Here is a 15,976-nt window from a genome sequence, read left to right as displayed (position 1 = left end):
GATGACACCGCAGCGGGATGGATCGATCAGTCTTCTTGCGCGATGTTCGCGTCCTTCAGGACACCCTGAACGATCTCGGTGTAGTGCTTCTTGAGATGCTCGGTGTTCTCGGACGTCGCACCGTCGGCGAGGACGATGATGCCGGGCAGCGACGGGTTGGGCGCCATGAGAACGATGCCGGGCGGGTCAAGGCTGATCGCCATGACGGCGTCCTCGACCGGCACCCACTCGATCCGCTCCTTGACGGCGTCCATCACGCTGACCTGCTTGGCCTTGAAGTCTTCGCGCTCGCCGAACCACACGCCCGACTTACCGCGCGACCCCACGGCGTCGGCGTAGATGAGGTGGTTGTCCTTCTGTTCGCGAGGTTTGGGCATTCAAACGCCTCCTAAGAAAGGGCCGAATGCGGTCCGCGCTGCCCCGGAGCTGAATTACTGATTGCTCCACGGCTTTTTGTGCGCATATTGTGACCGCTGGCGCTCACTCTCGCACGCCGGGGAATATACGTGGTCCATCCCTGGTATATTCGACGTGCGCCTCGACTTTTCGGTATTCCCGCTCCATCGCGAGGGGGATTTTAGTGACGTGACGCGATGTGCCGATATGGGTCGGCGACCGGTACCGTCACGGTGCGTCCGTCGGTGCGGAGCCGCCCGGCAGATGATCGAGGATCCGGCTGACATCGTTGGCATCGGGCAGGCCGAGACCGGTGAAGAGTTCGTGCGCCTTGCCGAGCTGGACACGGGCGGTGTCGATGCCGCCGCGATCGGCCTCGGCCCGGCCCAGGACCATCAACGCGTAGGCGTGGTCCCGTACGGCTCCGATCTGTTCGCACCGGGCCACGGCCTCGGTGGCGTACCGCACCGCCTCGTCGTACCGCCCTGTCCTGCGGAGGGTTTCGGCGAGCCGGTACAGGGCGTGGGCCTCACGCCCCCGGATGCCGGCGGACCGGCAGACCGCGAGGCACTCGGTGTAGCGGGCGATGGCGTCGTCGAACCGCCCGTGTTCGTGCAGTGCCAGAGCCAGCACGTACAACGCGTAGGCGATCCCCGGAAGGTCGCCCATGGAACGCAGGGTCACCAGCGTCGTCTCGCAGGCCGGGATCGCCTCGGCGGCCCGGCCGCTGCGCACGCGGGCGAGCGCCGCGTTGATGGTGGTCGCCGCCTCGCCGGACCTGTGGCCGAGGACACGGGCGAGTGCGATCGCCTCGTCGAAGCACTCCACCGCCTCGTCGTATCGATGCAGAAACATGACCGCCACACCGAGGTTGTTGAGCGCCTGCCGGAGGATGACCGTGTCCTTCGTGTTCCTCGACGCCGTGACGGCCAGGCGCGCGTGCTCCTCGGTGTCGGACGGGCGGGCGGCCTGCAGGGCGATGCTGCAGCACAGCAACTGTGCCCGGCCCAGAACCCGTTGGTCGCCCCTTAGCTCGGCCTCCCGCGCGAGCTCCAGTGCGGCGGACCGCAGCCCCTCGAACCGGACGTCGGCGCAGAAGGGGCTGACCGCGATGAGCAGGTCGACGGCGGTCCGCAACTGGCCGTCGTAGGGCTCCGTCCGCCGTCCGACGGTGTGCAGCGCGGCCGCCGTCACCAGTCCGATCTCGCCGGTGATCCAGGAACGCGCCGTGTGGACGTCGCCGAAGTGCAGCCCCTGGGACCGCAGCGGGCCGAGGGAGTTCGCCACCGGGTCTCCGGGCACGGCCTGCGCGAAGGCGTTGCACGCGGTGGCCAGCAGGTAGTCGAGCAGTCTGCCGAAGGCCTGCCGGGTGTCGTTCTGGTGTTCCGGCTCCGCGCACTGGGCGAAGGCGCGGAGCAGGTCGTGGTAGCGGTAGCGGCCCGGTTCGGGGGACTCCAGCATGGCGGCGTCCACCAGGGCTTCCAGCAGCTCCTCCGCCGTCTCCTCGTCCGTCGCGAGTGCGGCCGTGGCCACCGGCAGACCGAAGTCCAGGGACCCCGGGACGGCGAGCAGCCGGAAGGCGCGGGCCTGCTCGGGCGGCAGTTGCCGGTAGCCGAGTTCGAAGACCGCGTGGATCGACACGTCACCCACGCGCAGTTCCTCGATGCGTCGCTGCTCGTTGGCGAGCCGGGCGGTCAGTGTCGCGATGGCCCACCGCGGCCGGGACGCCAGCCTGGTGGCCACGATCCGGATGGCCAGCGGCAGGAATCCGCACAGCCGGAGCAGTTCGAGCGCCTGTTCCCGTTCCGCGTCGAGCCGTTCGTGCCCGATGACCGCGCCGAGCAGCGACAGGGCCTCCTCGGGCCTGAAGGTGTCTATGCTGAGCTGTTTGGTGACCGGCAGACCGAAGAGACGGGACCTGCCGGTGATGATGACTCCGCAGCCGACCGATCCGGGCATCAGGTCCAGGACCTGCGACGCGTCACGTGCGTTGTCCAGGACGATCAGCACCCTGTGGCCGTTCAGCATCGAACGGAAGAGTTTGCAACGGTCTTCGAGGGTCTCTGGTACGGCCTCGGCGGCGACGCCCAGCGACAGCAGGAACCCCGTCAGGACGCCGGCGGGCTCGGCGGGGTTGTCGTCCGCTCCACGCAGATCGGCGTAGAGCTGCCCGTCCGGGTAGGCGTGCCGTACGCCGTGGGCCGTGAACAGGGCCAGTGAGGTCTTCCCGCTGCCGCCCATCCCGGCTATCGCCACGACGGTCGGTGCTCGCCGTCCGGGCGTCGTCAGCAGGGTGTGCATGTCGCTGACGGCGTCGGTGCGGCCGGCGAAGTCGGGAAGCGGCGGCGGAAGCTGTGCCGGAACGGGCAGCGGTTCCCGGTCCCGGGCGGCCGCGGGGAGGGGCTCGGCCGGCTTCGGTTCGTCGGGCACCGCGGGTTCCTCGACGGCCGCTATGGAGAGGGCCGGATCGTTCTCCAGGACCTGCCGGTAGACGGCGGTCAGCTCAGGCCCGGGATCGATGCCCTGCTCCTCCAGCAGCAGCTTCCTGACACCGCTGAACACCGCGAGCGCGTCGGCCTGTCTGCCCGCCCCGTAGAGCGCGCGCATCAACAGGCCGTACGGACGCTCGCGCAGGGGGTGTATGGCCGTGAGGTCCGCCAGGTCGGGAATGACCTGGCGATGGCGGCCGAGGGCCAGGTCGACGTCGAAACGTTCCTCCAGCAGAGCGATGCGTAATTCCTCGAGCCGGTCACGCTGCCTCATGGCGAAGGGGCCGGGCACTCCGGCCAGAGTCTCTCCCTGCCACAGGTCGAGTGCGCGGACCAGCCTGTCGCTCGCCTCCTCCAGCCGGCCCGAGGCACGTGCCTGCGCCGCCTCGCGAGTGAGCGTTTCGGCCTGCCCCACGTCGAGCGAGGACGGGGGGACGACCAGGCGGTAGCCGTCGCCGACCGACACGAGCACGCTCGGCGTGGAGCGGTCCGGTTCCAGGAGTCTGCGCAACTGCCAGGCGTAGGTGCGGATCGTGGTGGTGGCCTTGCTGGGGGGCGTGGGACCCCACAACGCGTCCACCAGCTGTGTCTTTGACGCGGTGTGCCCCGGTCGCAGGAGCAGGACCGCCAGCATGGCCCGGAGCTGGGGTGGACCGAGGTGCAGTTCCGCGTCGCCCCGGTATGCACGAACCGCCCCGAGAACGGCGAAGAGCAGTTCTTCCGTCACCTCGCCAAGGCCCTCCTTGCCCGACCACTCCGAACGCCGTCGTCACCACCATGGTCACGAACTCACCGTGGGGATCGGCTCACGCTTGGATCGATCACCTGTGCGCTGAAGTGGCCAGCCGACCGCCGTCGGCTGTCAACAGCCTATCAATCGGGTCGGTTCATCCTCGAAAGTGTGTATACAACGTGAGGCCGGGGGGATTGCGGGGCAGGGGAGACCGGCTCCGGGGAACGCATGAGCGGGTGCCCGTACGGGCACCCGCTCATGAACCGTCAGTGGTCGGCCGGACCTCTCAGACCAGTGACTCCCAGTCGACGATGCCCTCCGCGAGGTCGCGCACTCCGGCGAGCAGGCCCAGCCTGTTGGCCCGGACTGCGGGGTCCTCGGACATCACCAGGATGTTGTCGAAGAAGATGTTCACCGCGTCGACCAGCTCGCCCGTCTCCGCGTTGAAGCGGACGAGCGAGGTCTCCCCGTCGAGGACCTGCCGGCACTTGATCAGGGCGGCGTGCAGAGCCTGCTCGGCGGGCTCATGGAGCTGCTCCGGGTCGTACACCGCCTCCAGCCCGGCCGGCACGATGCGCCGTACCCGCTGGAACGCCGCGAGAACGGTGGCGAACCGGTCGTCACCCTGCAGGCCTTCCAGCTCCTCCAGGGTCCGCGTGGCCAGCCGCGGCGAGTCGCCGCGCACCAGCACCGCGCGGACGTCGGTGGTGGAGTGCCCCAGCTCGATCAGCTGCTGCTCGAAGCGGCGCAGCACGAACTGGGCCGCGTCCTCCAGATGCTTCTGCTCGACCGTGACGGCCTGGTGCTCCGCCGCGACGGCCAGCGCCTGGCCGAGCCTGATCGCGGCCAGGTCGCTCCTGCTGAGGAGGATGTTGACCACGCCCAGCGCGGAGCGGCGCAGCCCGAACGCGTCCGAGCTGCCCGTGGGTTCGGCCCCGATCGCGAAGAGTCCGACCAGCAGATCGAGCCGGTCCGCCAGGGCCAGCAGGGCCCCCGGCAGGGTTTCGGGCAACGCGTCGCCGGCGAAACGCGGCAGTTCGTTCTCGTAGAGGGCCTGCGCCACCGCCTGGCTCTCGCCCGCGCGCACGGCGTATTCGCGCGCCATGATGCCCGCGAGGCTGGACAGTTCGGTGACCATCTGGGAGCCGAGGTCGAACTTGGTCAGGGCCGCGGCCCGTTCCAGGACGTCGTGGTCCGTGCCGGACAGGCCGATGACCTTCGCCAGCCGGCGGGCGATGGCCGAGATGCGGTCGGCGCGGTCCGCCATGGAGCCGAGACGCTCCTCGAACGTGAGGAGGTGCGTCTTCTCTCTCATCTCGCTCAGCGGGGTCTCCAGATCCGCCTTCCAGAAGAAGGAGGCGTCCTCGTACCGGGCGCGCAGCACCGCCTCGTTGCCGTGGCGGACGACGTCGTGGTCGCACGTTCCGTTGGCCACCGCGACGAAGTGGGGCAGCATGCTGCCGTCGGCATCCACCACGGGAAGGTAGCGCTGGTGCTTGCGCATGACGGTGACGAGGATGTCCGCGGGCAGCGTGAGGTACTTCGGGTCGAAGTTCCCGAGGATCGGGGTGGGGGACTCGACCAGGTTGGTGATCTCGTCGATCAGCGCGCCGTACTGCTCCGTCTGGATGTGTCCGCCCACGGCCTCGGCGAGTCGCGCCGCGCCGTCCACCACGAGGCGCCGCCGCTCCGCGGCGTCCGCGAGGATTCCGTGCTCCTTCAGAAAGGGCAGGTACCCGTCGGCCGTCGGCACCTCCGCCGTGGGAGGCACCGCGTCACGGTGAACCTGCGTCGTACGTCCCGACGTCAGGCTGGACACCGTGAAAGGGACGACCCGCTCTCCCAGCAGAGCCATGATCCAGCGGATCGGACGGGTGAAGGAGAGCCGCGGAGCGTTCCACCGCATGTTCTTCTCGGAGCGAAGTCCGGTCACGACCTCCGAGAGGAGAGCGGAGAGGACGTCCTCGGCCGAGCGCCCGACGACCTGCCGGGTGAGCGCGACATGCTCGTTGGCCCCGACGGTGACGCGACCGAGGTCCGCCGGTTCGGCGCCGTTGCTCCTGGCGAAGCCGATGGCCGCCTTGGTGGGGTTTCCCTCCGCGTCGAACGCCGCCGAGACCCGGGGCCCGCGCACGGTCTGTTCGTAGTCGGCCTCGCGGGGTTCCACGCCGAGGACGGTGGCCACCACGCGTCGGGGGCTGGCGTCGACCCTGATCTCACCGTGTCCCAGCCGGGTTGCGCCCAGTTTCTCCGTCAACGCGGTGCGCACCGCCTGCGAGGTCCGGGTGACCTCGGCCGGCGGCATCTCCTCCACGCCGATCTCGACCACGAGGGTGGCCGGCCCCGGTTCGGCCGGCGGGGTCACCGTGCCCTGCTCGGCCCCGACGGGTTCTGCGACCGCCGCCCGGCCCGGAGCCTCGCTCACCGCGGTGTCGGCCGGGGCGGAGTCGCTGCTCGACACGCGGCCCAGAGGGAAACCGAGTTCCTCGCGCCGTGCGACCCACAACTCGGCGACCTCGTGGGCCAACCCGCGCATCCGGGCGAAGGAACGTGCCCGCTCCGTGGTGGAGATGGCGCCCCGCGCGTCGAGCACGTTGAACGCGTGCGAGCACTTGAGGACGAAGGAGTACGCGGGAACGGGAAGACGCGCGTCGAGCATGCGGCGCGCCTCGCCCGCGTAGGCCTCGAAAAGGCTCCGCTGGGTCTCCAGGTCGGCCTCGTCGAGGTAGTAGCGGCTCATCTCGTACTCGGCCTGGCCGAACGCCTCGCCGTAGGTGACACCCGGCGCGTACTTGAGGTCCTTGAAGTGATTGACGCCCTGAAGCGCCATCAGGATGCGTTCCATGCCGTAGGTGATCTCGACGGACACCGGGTCGAGGGTGATGCCGCCTGCCTGCTGAAAGTATGTGAACTGGGTGATCTCCAGACCATCGAGCCATACTTCCCAGCCGAGCCCCCAGGCGCCCAGCGCCGGGGACGCCCAGTTGTCCTCGACGAAGCGAATGTCATGTGCGGCCGTGTCGATGCCCAGTGCCTGCAGACTGCCCAGGAAAAGCTCCTGCGCGTTTCCGGGCTCGGGCTTGAGGATGACCTGGTACTGCGTGTGGGTCTGCAGCCGATTCGGGTTCTCGCCGTAACGTGAGTCGTCGGGCCGGACGCTCGGTTCCACGTATGCCACACGCCACGGCTCCGGTCCCTGGACCCGCAGGAACGTAGCGGGGTTGAGCGTGCCCGCACCCACCTCGGTGTTCATGGGCTGAACGACCAGACACCCGTGTTCGGTCCAGTACTTGTTCAGCACCAGCAGTGCTTCTTGCATCGTCAACACCGAGATCATTCCTCCACGAATACGGCACATGCTCAGAGCATCTCCCGGCTGAGGCTGCAGGAGACCATGGCCTGCGGGAGTCTACCAATCAGGGCGTTTCCGCTCGGCATCGCCGGGGAGCCAACGGGTGCCACGTCCGGGCCAATTGCGACCGGCCGAGCGGGCCGGCCGGCGTTCCCCCGAGTGGCCGAGACCTGTCGGCGGCCGTCGCCACGGCCCCGTCACCTCCGGCCGCGTCCCGCGGCCGGAGGTGCGCGTGCCCGGCGCCCGAACGGGGCGGGGAACTCGAAGATCTAGGGAATCCACTAGTCTTTCCGGGCCGCCGTTCTGCCAGTCGATTTTCATGCGACCATGAGTGTGGACGTTTATGCGGAACCTTTCCCTTCCTGCCCAGCCTATTCAGTTCATAGTGTCGGCGGACGGGAAATCGAGGCTTGACTGATCGAATGTTGCTCTCTACGGTTCAGTCGTTCGGTCATCCGGACGTGAAGTGAACGCATTACATCCCCTGTGCTTCCTCTCGTCAGGTGGTTCGGTGCCTGTAGTGGATTTCGTCCGGGCATCGCTTTTCGGTGATTTCTTGGTGTGGCTCGACACCGTTCTCTGGTTACAGAATCCGATCCACGGATGCGAAGAAGCCCCTGCGAAAGAGAGAAGTCATGGAAAACTTCGACGACATCGACATTTCCGACCTGTCGGAAGAGGAGCTGGACGACATCGTCGGCGGCCAGTTCGGGGTCTCCCTCACCTGCGTCATCTGACGATCTGAGGTCCGCGGTCCGTCCGCCGGAGGGGCCTGCGCTTCTTCGGCGGACGGGCCGGCGGCTCACGTCCGGACGTTCTGTCGCGGGCGGACAGGCCAGTGACTCACAACGGGAAGGGACTCATGCCTGGCGATTCGCGTTTCAACGCCGAGGCGCTCGAACACCATCGCAGGAGCGATGGCCTCGGACCGGTCTTCGGGCACGCTCCTGCCGTGACCCGGCCCGGGGGAGCGGCCGAGCGGATCGCCGCGGTCCGCGAGCGGTTCGGGCGACGCACACGCGGAGCGCGGCTGCAGGTCTGCTTCCAGACCCAGGTCAGCGACTGCGGTCCCGCCGCTCTCGTGACCGTGCTGCGCCACCACGGCGTGGACGTGTCCCTCGACGAGATCCGCGCGCGTGCGGGTTCCGGACGCAATGGCGCATCGGCCCGCACCCTCCTGGAGATCGCCCGCGAATACGGCGTCAAGGGCCGCGGCGTACGCGCCGGCACGGAAGCCCTGGCGCGGCTGTCCCCCGGTTCGATCCTGTTCTGGAACTTCAACCACTTCGTCGTCCTGGAAGGAGCCGGCAAAGACCATGTGGATGTCGTCGACCCTGTCCATGGACGCCGCAGGCTCACCATGGCGACGGTCGCCGAGTCCTTCACGGGCGTGGCCCTGGAGTTCGAGCAGCCGCTCGAAACCGGCTCCCGCCGGCGCCTGCGCGGCAGAGAACTCCGCGGTCCCTGGCACCGCCTGCGGCAGTTTCTGCCGCGCGGCCGGGAACTGGCGCTGATCCTCGCCTCCTCCGCCGGACTCATGGCCTTCGAACTCGCCCTGCCGCTCACCGCCGGATTCCTCGTCGAACGCGTCCTCGGCAACCGGTCCACCGGCGGAGCGTGGACGGCCTGCGCCATCCTGGCCGCTCTGGTCGTCTTCTATTTCTCCCTGTCCGTGGCGCGGTCGTTTCTGGTCACCCGGCGCCAGGCCGTCATCGAGAAACGGCTCACCCTGGGCATCGTCGGGCATATGGCGGACCTGCCCTACGACTTCTTCACCGTGCGCAACTCCGGTGATCTCGCGCTACGGGTCCGCACCAGCAACGTGCTCGTCCAGGTCCTGAGCCTCACCGCGGTCTCGGCCGTCTTCGACAGCCTGCTCATCGTCGTCTATCTGATCGCCATCGCCGTCGCGAACCCGCTCCTGTCGCTTCTCGTCACCGTGCTGGTCGTCGTGCAGACCGGCATCCTCGTGCTGACCTGGCGCCGGCAGACCGGACTGAGCCAAGAGGTCCTCGAACGCCAGACCAAGGCCCAGGAGGAACTGGTGGAGATGCTGGAGAGCATCACCACCCTCAAGGCCGCCGGCATGGACGGCCGGGCGGTGGAGCGCTGGTCGCACACCCTGGTCCACGAGGTCAACAAGCGGCTGAACGCCCGCCGCAACCTCGCCCTGTTCGCGTCCCTCAGCCGCACGCTGCAGTTCGCCGCGCCGCTGATCGTGCTGGTCGCCGGGATCTGGCTGGTCCTCAGCCACCGCTACTCGCTCGGCGAGGCCATGGGCTTCATGACCCTGACGATCGCCCTGTTCATCCCGCTGGAGGGCCTCTTCGACGCCGGCTCCCAGCTGGCCGCGGTCCGGCCCACCCTCGCCAAACTCGACGACGTCCTGCGAGCGGCCCCCGAACCGCGGGGCGCCTTCGCCGAGACCGGCGTGGCCAGGCCCGGCCGGATCAAGGCCGAAGGGGTCGGCTTCCGCTATCCGGGGGCTCCGCGGCCCACCCTCGTCGACGTCAGTCTCGAACTCGAACCAGGGCAGTTCATGGCCGTCATCGGCCGTTCGGGCTCCGGGAAGTCCACTCTCGGCATGCTGCTGGCCGGACTGTACACACCCACCGGCGGCACCCTCACCGTCGACGGCACCGACCTGGCCGAACTCGACCGGCCCACCTACCGGCGGCGCATCGGCTACGTCAACCAGAACGCGCACCTCTTCGGCGGCACCATCCGGGACAACATCCTCTTCGGCGGTGAAGACATCAGCAGGGAGGATCTGATCTCGGCGGTCGGGCTGGCCCACATCCACGAGGAGATCGAAGCCATGCCCATGGGGTACAACACCCTCGTCGCCCCCGGCGGCCACGGGCTGTCGGGCGGACAGCGCCAGCGGATCGTGCTGGCGCGGGCGCTGGCGAAGAAGCCCGAACTGGTCATCCTGGACGAGGCGACCAGCGCCCTCGACCCGGCTCTCGAGGAATCCATCATGCGGGGGCTGCTGGACGCGGGGATCACCGTCGTCGTCATAGCCCACCGCCTGACCGTGATGGACGAGGCGGACCAGGTCGTCGTCATGCGCGACGGACGCATCGTCGAGGCGGGTTCCCCCGCCGTCCTCAAGGAGAGCGGAACGGAGTACCTGTGCCTCGCCTGACGGACCCAGAGGTCCGTACCCCGTTCCCCCTGACCTACGAGCAGGAGTGGTTCCACACCAAGACCCTCTCCGACGGCTGGTCCCACAAGAACACTCAGCTCGCGTTCGAGATCCTGGGCGACCTCGACACGGACGCCCTCGCCGCGGCCGTACGCGCCTTCGTGGTCCGGCACGACGCCCTGCACCTCCAGATGGATCCGGTGCCGGGCCCGCACCCGTTGCAGTGGACCCGGGGCATCGAGGACGAGGAGGACGTCGTCCGACGGGTGCAGGTGAAGGCCGCCTCGCCCGCACAGTTCTCCCACTACGCCTCGGTCCTGCTGTCCCGCGACTGCGTCACCCCGTGGTCGTACGGCACACAACGGCCGTTCGTCATCAGGCTGCTGCGCTACGACGAGAACCACCACGCGCTGCTGGCCACCTTCCAGAACCTCGTCTTCGACGGCCGGGCCCATCACCTCTTCGGGCATGAGGTCTGGCGCGACTACCAGACCCTGCGCGACGGCGGGTCCCCGCCGGACACCGCCCCCTCGTTCGCCGACGCGGCGGTCCGGCAGCGGGAGCGGACGAGCGAGCGGCTGCGCGAGCAGGCGCAGGCGAACTGGCGGGAACGCCTGGCCTTCATGACCCGTGTTTCCTGGCCCCGGACCGGCCCCGCCGAGGCCGACACCGCGGAAGGAGGCATGGTGAGCGCGGAACTGCCGGCCGCGACGGTCACGGCGCTGCGTGGTCTGTGCGCCGAGTTCCGCTTCACCGTCCTGCAGTCGGCGGTCGGGTTGTTCGTCACCGCACTGGCCACTCGAACCGGCATGTCCGAAGTGGGACTGTGGACCTCGATGGACTCGCGTGCGTCCCGGGACATGGACGTGGTGGGCATGTTCGCCGGCTCCTGCCCGCTGACCCTGCGCGACGCCGGCGCCGACGCCTTCTCCGTGCGGACCCAGGTGCGTGATCAACTGCTCAACGGGCTCCGGCACCAGAGGCTCGACGCCGCGGACCTCACCGCGCTGACCCGGGAGGCGGAGGAGACCGGCGGCGCACCCGTCAGCCGCGACATCTACGTCAACCTGCGCCGGTTCGAAGGGAACTCCGCGGTGGCGGACGACATCGGCGGTCTGCGGATCACGGCTGACGCCTACCCGCTGCACAGGATCACCTTTCATGACACCTTCGCACTTCACCTCCGGTGCACCGAGTTCCGCGACCGCCTGTGCGTCGACCTCCTCTACGACGGGCACCGGGCCGACCGCCGGCTGGCACGGTCGGTCCTGGACGACATGCTCGCCGGTCTGGCGGCCACCGTGCCCGCCGGATGACCGGGCAGGAGCCGTGAGGGCCGTCCGCCTCCCCGCCGTGCCCGATTCCGACCCACGCCCCCCAGCAGAGAAGGCGCCATGTCCGACACGCCGATCGACGAGGTACTGACCGCCGTGAGCGAGGTGTTCGGCAGGCCGGTCGTGCCCGAGGACGATTTCTTCGCCCTCGGCGGCGACTCCATCACCGCGGTCGAACTGAGCCTCCGTCTGGAGGAGAGCCTGGGCGTCGAGGTCGATGTCGAACTGGTCGTCAGCCTCCCCGACCTCGCGGCACTCGCCGCCGCGCTCGCGCAGCCCTCTCCCGCCTCGTCGACAGCCAAGCACTGAGGAATCATGAAGCCTTATCTCTGGGACCCCTGGGCCACCGCGCGGACCCACCCGGACCGCGTGGCCGTGATCGCCGACGGCGAGCAGAGCACCTACGGCGATCTCACCGGCCGCGCGGACGCCCTGGCCCGGGGGCTGCGCGCCCACCGGATCCCGGACGGCGCGGTCGTGTCGACCGACATTCCCACCGGACCGGCCTTCTTCGCGCTGGCCCTGGCCGCGCTGCGACACGGCTTCGGTCTCTTCCCCATCGACCGTGAGCTGCTCGGGATCCCCATGGGACCGTCCCTGCTCGCTTCGGTGTCCACCGCCGTACACATCAGTGCGGGGCCCTGGGCCGACGGACCCGCCCTGCCCTGCCCGGTCGTGACCGACACGCAGCTGACGGCCCGGACGGACGGCCCCGCCACGCCCGCGACGCCGCCGGCCGCGGGCCGCCTCGTGTTCGCCACCTCCGGTACCACCGGACTGCCGCAGGCCGTGGCGCGGACACGTCCACGCAGGCCGTACCGCGGGGTCGCGGTCGTCGAACGCTACGGCGCCGGAGTCGGCCGGGGCCCGCACCTGATGGCCAACCCCACCTACCACTTGGGCACTCTCGGCCCCGCCCTGTACGCGCTGCAGGCGGGCAGCACGGTCGTCGTCCAGCGAAGCTGGTCCTGCGACGCCTTCACGGAACTGGCGGACCGTCACCGTACGGACAGCGCCATGCTCAGCCCCGACCGCCTGACCGACCTCGTCGAGGCCGGCGCGGCACCGAGCCACCCCTTCCAGGTCGTCTTCCACGGCGGAGCCGCCTGCCCACCCGGGGTCAAGCGCGCGGCCATCGACCTGTTCGGGCCGGTCCTGCACGAGTACTACGGCACGTCCCACGGTGTCATCACCGAGATCACCACGGCGGAGTGGCTGGCCAGGCCCGGATCCGTCGGACGGCCCCTGCCGGGGATCCGCGTCGAGATCTCGCGGGAGGGCCGGCCCGTGCCCGCGGGCGAGACCGGGGACATAGACATCCGGCTGCGGGCGGCCGACCGGGATCCGACCGACACCGGCGTGCTGAAGACCGGGGACGTGGGCCATCTCGACGACGAGGGACATCTGTTCGTCCTCGGCCGGGCCGAGAGCCCGCGGGAGATCCGGATGGCGCGACTGGAGCACGACATCCGGTTGCTGCCCGGAGTCACCGACGCCGCCGCCCTCGACGGCGCCGGCGACCGACCGGTGTGCTTCGTGGAACACGGTCACGGTGCCGACTTCCAGGACCCGGTGCCCGCCATCGAGGCCACGGCGGAAGAACTGGACCTGCCCCGTCCGCGCGTCGTGCTCGCGGTTTCGGGCTCCCTGCCCCGTACGCCCAGCGGCAAGCTGAGGCGGGCCGATCTCGGCGTCCTGGCCCGGAGCGCTCCGCGTGGCCCCCGGTAGCGGAGGACCGGCCCACGACTCCGTCACAGCCACCGGATGGCTCCGGCACCACGCCCGGCAGCGGCCGGAAGCCATCGCCCTGACCAGCTGGGACGAAGGGGAGATCCGGCGCCGTACGACCTTCGGGGAACTGGACCGGCTGGTGGCCACCGTCGCCCGCGCGCTGCGGGGCCTGGACGCCGAACCCGGACAACGGGTGGTCCTGGTGCTGCCGAACGACGAGACGTTCGCCGCCGTCCTGCTGGCCGTGATCGGCACCGGACTCGTCGCGGTTCCCGCCCCGGGCCCGCGCACGATGCGCGCGGAGGCGTTCGAGCAGCGACTGCGTGCCATCGTTCGGGACTGCTGCCCGGCTCTCGTGATCACCACGGAAGCGTGGCGGGACACGGTGCGCCCCGCGCTGGAGGACTCCGCCACGCGGGTCAGGATCCGCACCTGGGAGGAGCTGCCGGCGGTCGCCGCCGCCGTGCCGGAGCGCGGCGGCGCGCCCGACGTACGGGTGAGCCCGCGAACACCCGCCTTTCTCCAGTACACCTCCGGATCGACCGGCTCTCCCAAGGGCGTCGTCATCGACCACCGTGCCCTGCGGTCGAGTTGCCGCCAGGCGGCCGTCTGCTACCGCGAGAGCCCGGCCGACGTCGCCGTGACATGGGTGCCGCTCAGCCACGACATGGGTCTGATCACCGGAATCCTCAGGCCGCTGTTCAGCGGATACGAGTCCGTGCTCCTGCCGACCGAGCGCTTCGCCCGCCGTCCGGCGGAATGGCTCTCCGCTCTCACCGTCTGCCGCGGCACGCTGTCCAGCGCTCCCGACTTCGCGTACGACCTGTGCGCGCGCAAGACCACCGACGACGAGATGGCCACCCTGGACCTGCGTGCCTGGCGGGTCGCGCGCAGCGCGGGTGAGGTGGTCCGCACCGCCACCGCCGAGCGGTTCGCCGCCCGGTTCGCGGCAGCGGGGTTCCGGGCCGAGGTCCTGTGTCCCTCGTACGGGATGGCGGAGGCGACCCTCACGGTCACCGCCACCACCCCCGAACTCCCGCCGCTCCGCCTCGCCGTCAGCACCGAAGCACTGCGTGCGGGCCGCGCGGTCCGCGCCGGGCGGGGAACCCCCTCCACCACCCTGCTCTCCTCGGGCGTCCCGCTGCCGGGAACCCGGGTACGCATCGGCGACGGCCGCCAGGACCCGCACCGCGTGGGAGAGATCCACATCCGGGGCCCGCAACTCTTCAGCGGCTACTGGCGCAAGCCGGTCCGGCGATCCCGTTGGCATCCCACCAGGGACCTCGGGTTCCTCCACGGCGGCCAGCTGTTCGTCCTCGGACGGACGGACGACGTACTCGTGCACCGCGGCCGCAACTTCCACCCGGCGGACATCGCCGCGGCCTGTGCCGCCGTACCGGGCCTCAGACCGGGGCGGTGCGCCGCCTTCACCGTCGAGGACGAGGCGGCCGGCGAACTCCTGTGCCTGGTGTCGGAAGTGACCGGCGGCTCCGGCGCACCGTCCCCCGCGCAGGTGGCCGCCCAGGTACGGCGCCGGCTCGCCCAGGTCCTCGACCTGTACGTCTCCGAGGTCGCCCTGCTGCCCGCCGGCGGCCTTCCCGTGACGACCAGCGGCAAGGTGCGGATCTCCGAGACGAAACAGCGCTTCGAGCGGGGCGACCTGCCCGTTCTCCGGCCCCACGTGCCCCGGCGCACATCGTCCGAGCACAGAGAGGAACGCACGACATGACCATTGCGCACTCCACGACACTGTCCCGGTGGGTCGGCGACCCGGCGGCCTTCGCCGCCGACCACTGGCGCCGCCGTCCCGGTGTCTTCACTCCCGACGGCTCCCTCGTCAGTCCCTTCACGCCGGCCGACGTGGACGACGCCCTCGCCAGCGGCTTCCTGCACGAGCCCTACCTGGAGATGACCGGCGCCGAGGGTCCCCTGCCCACCGACACCTACTTCTCGGCACGTTCGGTCCGAGGCGTCTCCCACCCGGGGTTCGCCGACCAGAAGAAGATACGGGGACTGATCGAGCAGGGCGCGACCCTGCTCATGCACCGGGTCGACCAGTGGCACCGCCCCACCCGCGATCTGCTGGCCCGCCTCTCGGCCGAACTCCAGCGGCCGGTGGAGGCGTTCTGCTTCGTCACCCCGCCCGGCGCCCAGGGAGCTCCACTGCATCGCGACGACGCCGATGTGCTCGTTCTCCAGCTGGCCGGCAGCAAGGACTGGCGTGTCTACGAGGGACCGGCGAACGGTGAATGGCGCGAGGGGAGTGTGGAAGGGGAGAAGCCGGCGGAGGTGCTGCGCGCCACCGTGCACGCCGGGGACGTCCTGTACATCCCACGCGCCTTCGCCCACGAGGCAGTCGGCAGCGGCGGCCTGTCCGTGCACCTGTCACTGACGATCCGTGAGGTCCACAAGGGCGATCTGTTCCGCAGCCTCCAGAAGCTCACGGCCAGGGCGATGAACGTCGAAGCGCGTCCCCTGGACGACGAAGCCGTCCTCGCCGCCGCCACCGCCATGCTCGAGCACGTGAGCAAGGCACTGGCCGGTCTGACCCCTCAGGACCTGGTGGACCACGCGAGGCGGACCAGGCTTGCCGCCCTGCCCGATCCCGGTGCACCGGTCTCGCTCGGTGACCTGGCCGCCGGATACGCCGATCCGCGGTGATCCCGCGCGCCCCGACGCCGGAGGCCGCACCGGTCGCCACCGGGCGTCCGGAGCCGTGCTGACACCGGGCACCGGTCCGAGGACCCCGGCCGGCCCGTCGTCGTAGCGGCCCGGGGACCGGACGGTCCGCCG

The 15,976-nt window shown here is 70.0% G+C and carries 9 protein-coding genes; 6 read left to right on the top strand and 3 right to left on the bottom strand.

The features are described from left to right. Window positions 1-26: 26 nt before the first annotated feature. From ABT137_RS14590 to ABT137_RS14580, 3 genes are all read right to left on the bottom strand, one after another. Entirely contained in the window at window positions 27-377 is a 351-nt protein-coding gene (locus ABT137_RS14590; protein ID WP_075029623.1) for a hypothetical protein, read from the bottom strand. A 247-nt stretch (window positions 378-624) separates the two neighbouring features. Continuing rightward, entirely contained in the window at window positions 625-3,612 is a 2,988-nt protein-coding gene (locus tag ABT137_RS14585) for an AfsR/SARP family transcriptional regulator (RefSeq protein WP_351707788.1), read from the bottom strand. A 292-nt stretch (window positions 3,613-3,904) separates the two neighbouring features. Further along, window positions 3,905-6,937, bottom strand: a complete 3,033-nt coding sequence (locus tag ABT137_RS14580) for a glycine--tRNA ligase (RefSeq protein WP_351708381.1) — start codon at window positions 6,935-6,937, stop codon at window positions 3,905-3,907. Window positions 6,938-7,922: 985 nt separating this feature from the next. Here ABT137_RS14580 and ABT137_RS14575 point away from each other — a divergent pair. From ABT137_RS14575 to ABT137_RS14550, 6 genes are all read left to right on the top strand, one after another. Continuing rightward, window positions 7,923-10,118 carry a peptidase domain-containing ABC transporter gene (locus ABT137_RS14575; protein ID WP_351707785.1) on the top strand — a complete coding sequence of 732 codons (2,196 nt, stop codon included), beginning with the start codon at window positions 7,923-7,925 and terminating at the stop codon, window positions 10,116-10,118. Further along, window positions 10,106-11,434 (top strand): condensation domain-containing protein, encoded by a 1,329-nt coding sequence (locus ABT137_RS14570; RefSeq protein WP_351707782.1) that lies wholly within the window; start codon window positions 10,106-10,108, stop codon window positions 11,432-11,434. The genes ABT137_RS14575 and ABT137_RS14570 overlap by 13 nt, the downstream gene beginning before the upstream one ends. 78 nt (window positions 11,435-11,512) lie before the next feature. Then, complete coding sequence (locus ABT137_RS14565) at window positions 11,513-11,761, top strand: acyl carrier protein (protein WP_075029626.1); 249 nt, start codon at window positions 11,513-11,515, stop codon at window positions 11,759-11,761. A gap of 6 nt (window positions 11,762-11,767) precedes the next feature. Further along, the gene (locus ABT137_RS14560) at window positions 11,768-13,180 is read left to right on the top strand and encodes a class I adenylate-forming enzyme family protein (RefSeq protein ID WP_351707779.1); all 1,413 of its coding nucleotides are present in this window, start codon (window positions 11,768-11,770) and stop codon (window positions 13,178-13,180) included. Next, complete coding sequence (locus ABT137_RS14555) at window positions 13,167-14,912, top strand: AMP-binding protein (RefSeq protein ID WP_351707776.1); 1,746 nt, start codon at window positions 13,167-13,169, stop codon at window positions 14,910-14,912. The genes ABT137_RS14560 and ABT137_RS14555 overlap by 14 nt, the downstream gene beginning before the upstream one ends. Further along, on the top strand, window positions 14,909-15,844 hold the full coding sequence (locus ABT137_RS14550; RefSeq protein ID WP_217547997.1) for a JmjC domain-containing protein: 936 nt from the start codon (window positions 14,909-14,911) through the stop codon (window positions 15,842-15,844). The genes ABT137_RS14555 and ABT137_RS14550 overlap by 4 nt, the downstream gene beginning before the upstream one ends. The last annotated feature ends 132 nt before the right edge of the window (window positions 15,845-15,976 follow it).

The organism is Streptomyces sp. NPDC001980, assembly GCF_040296885.1.
Lineage (GTDB): Bacteria > Actinomycetota > Actinomycetes > Streptomycetales > Streptomycetaceae > Streptomyces.
Note: the sequence above shows the minus strand (reverse complement) of the source record. Positions and strands in the feature narration are given on the sequence as shown.

Excerpts from the sequence above, each read along its gene's own strand:
- ABT137_RS14590 (WP_075029623.1), bottom strand. The coding sequence starts at position 377 with ATGCCCAAACCTCGCGAACAGAAGGACAACCACCTCATCTACGCCGAC.
- ABT137_RS14580 (WP_351708381.1), bottom strand. The coding sequence starts at position 6,937 with ATGCAAGAAGCACTGCTGGTGCTGAACAAGTACTGGACCGAACACGGG.
- ABT137_RS14565 (WP_075029626.1), top strand. The coding sequence starts at position 11,513 with ATGTCCGACACGCCGATCGACGAGGTACTGACCGCCGTGAGCGAGGTG.
- ABT137_RS14560 (WP_351707779.1), top strand. The coding sequence starts at position 11,768 with ATGAAGCCTTATCTCTGGGACCCCTGGGCCACCGCGCGGACCCACCCG.
- ABT137_RS14550 (WP_217547997.1), top strand. The coding sequence starts at position 14,909 with ATGACCATTGCGCACTCCACGACACTGTCCCGGTGGGTCGGCGACCCG.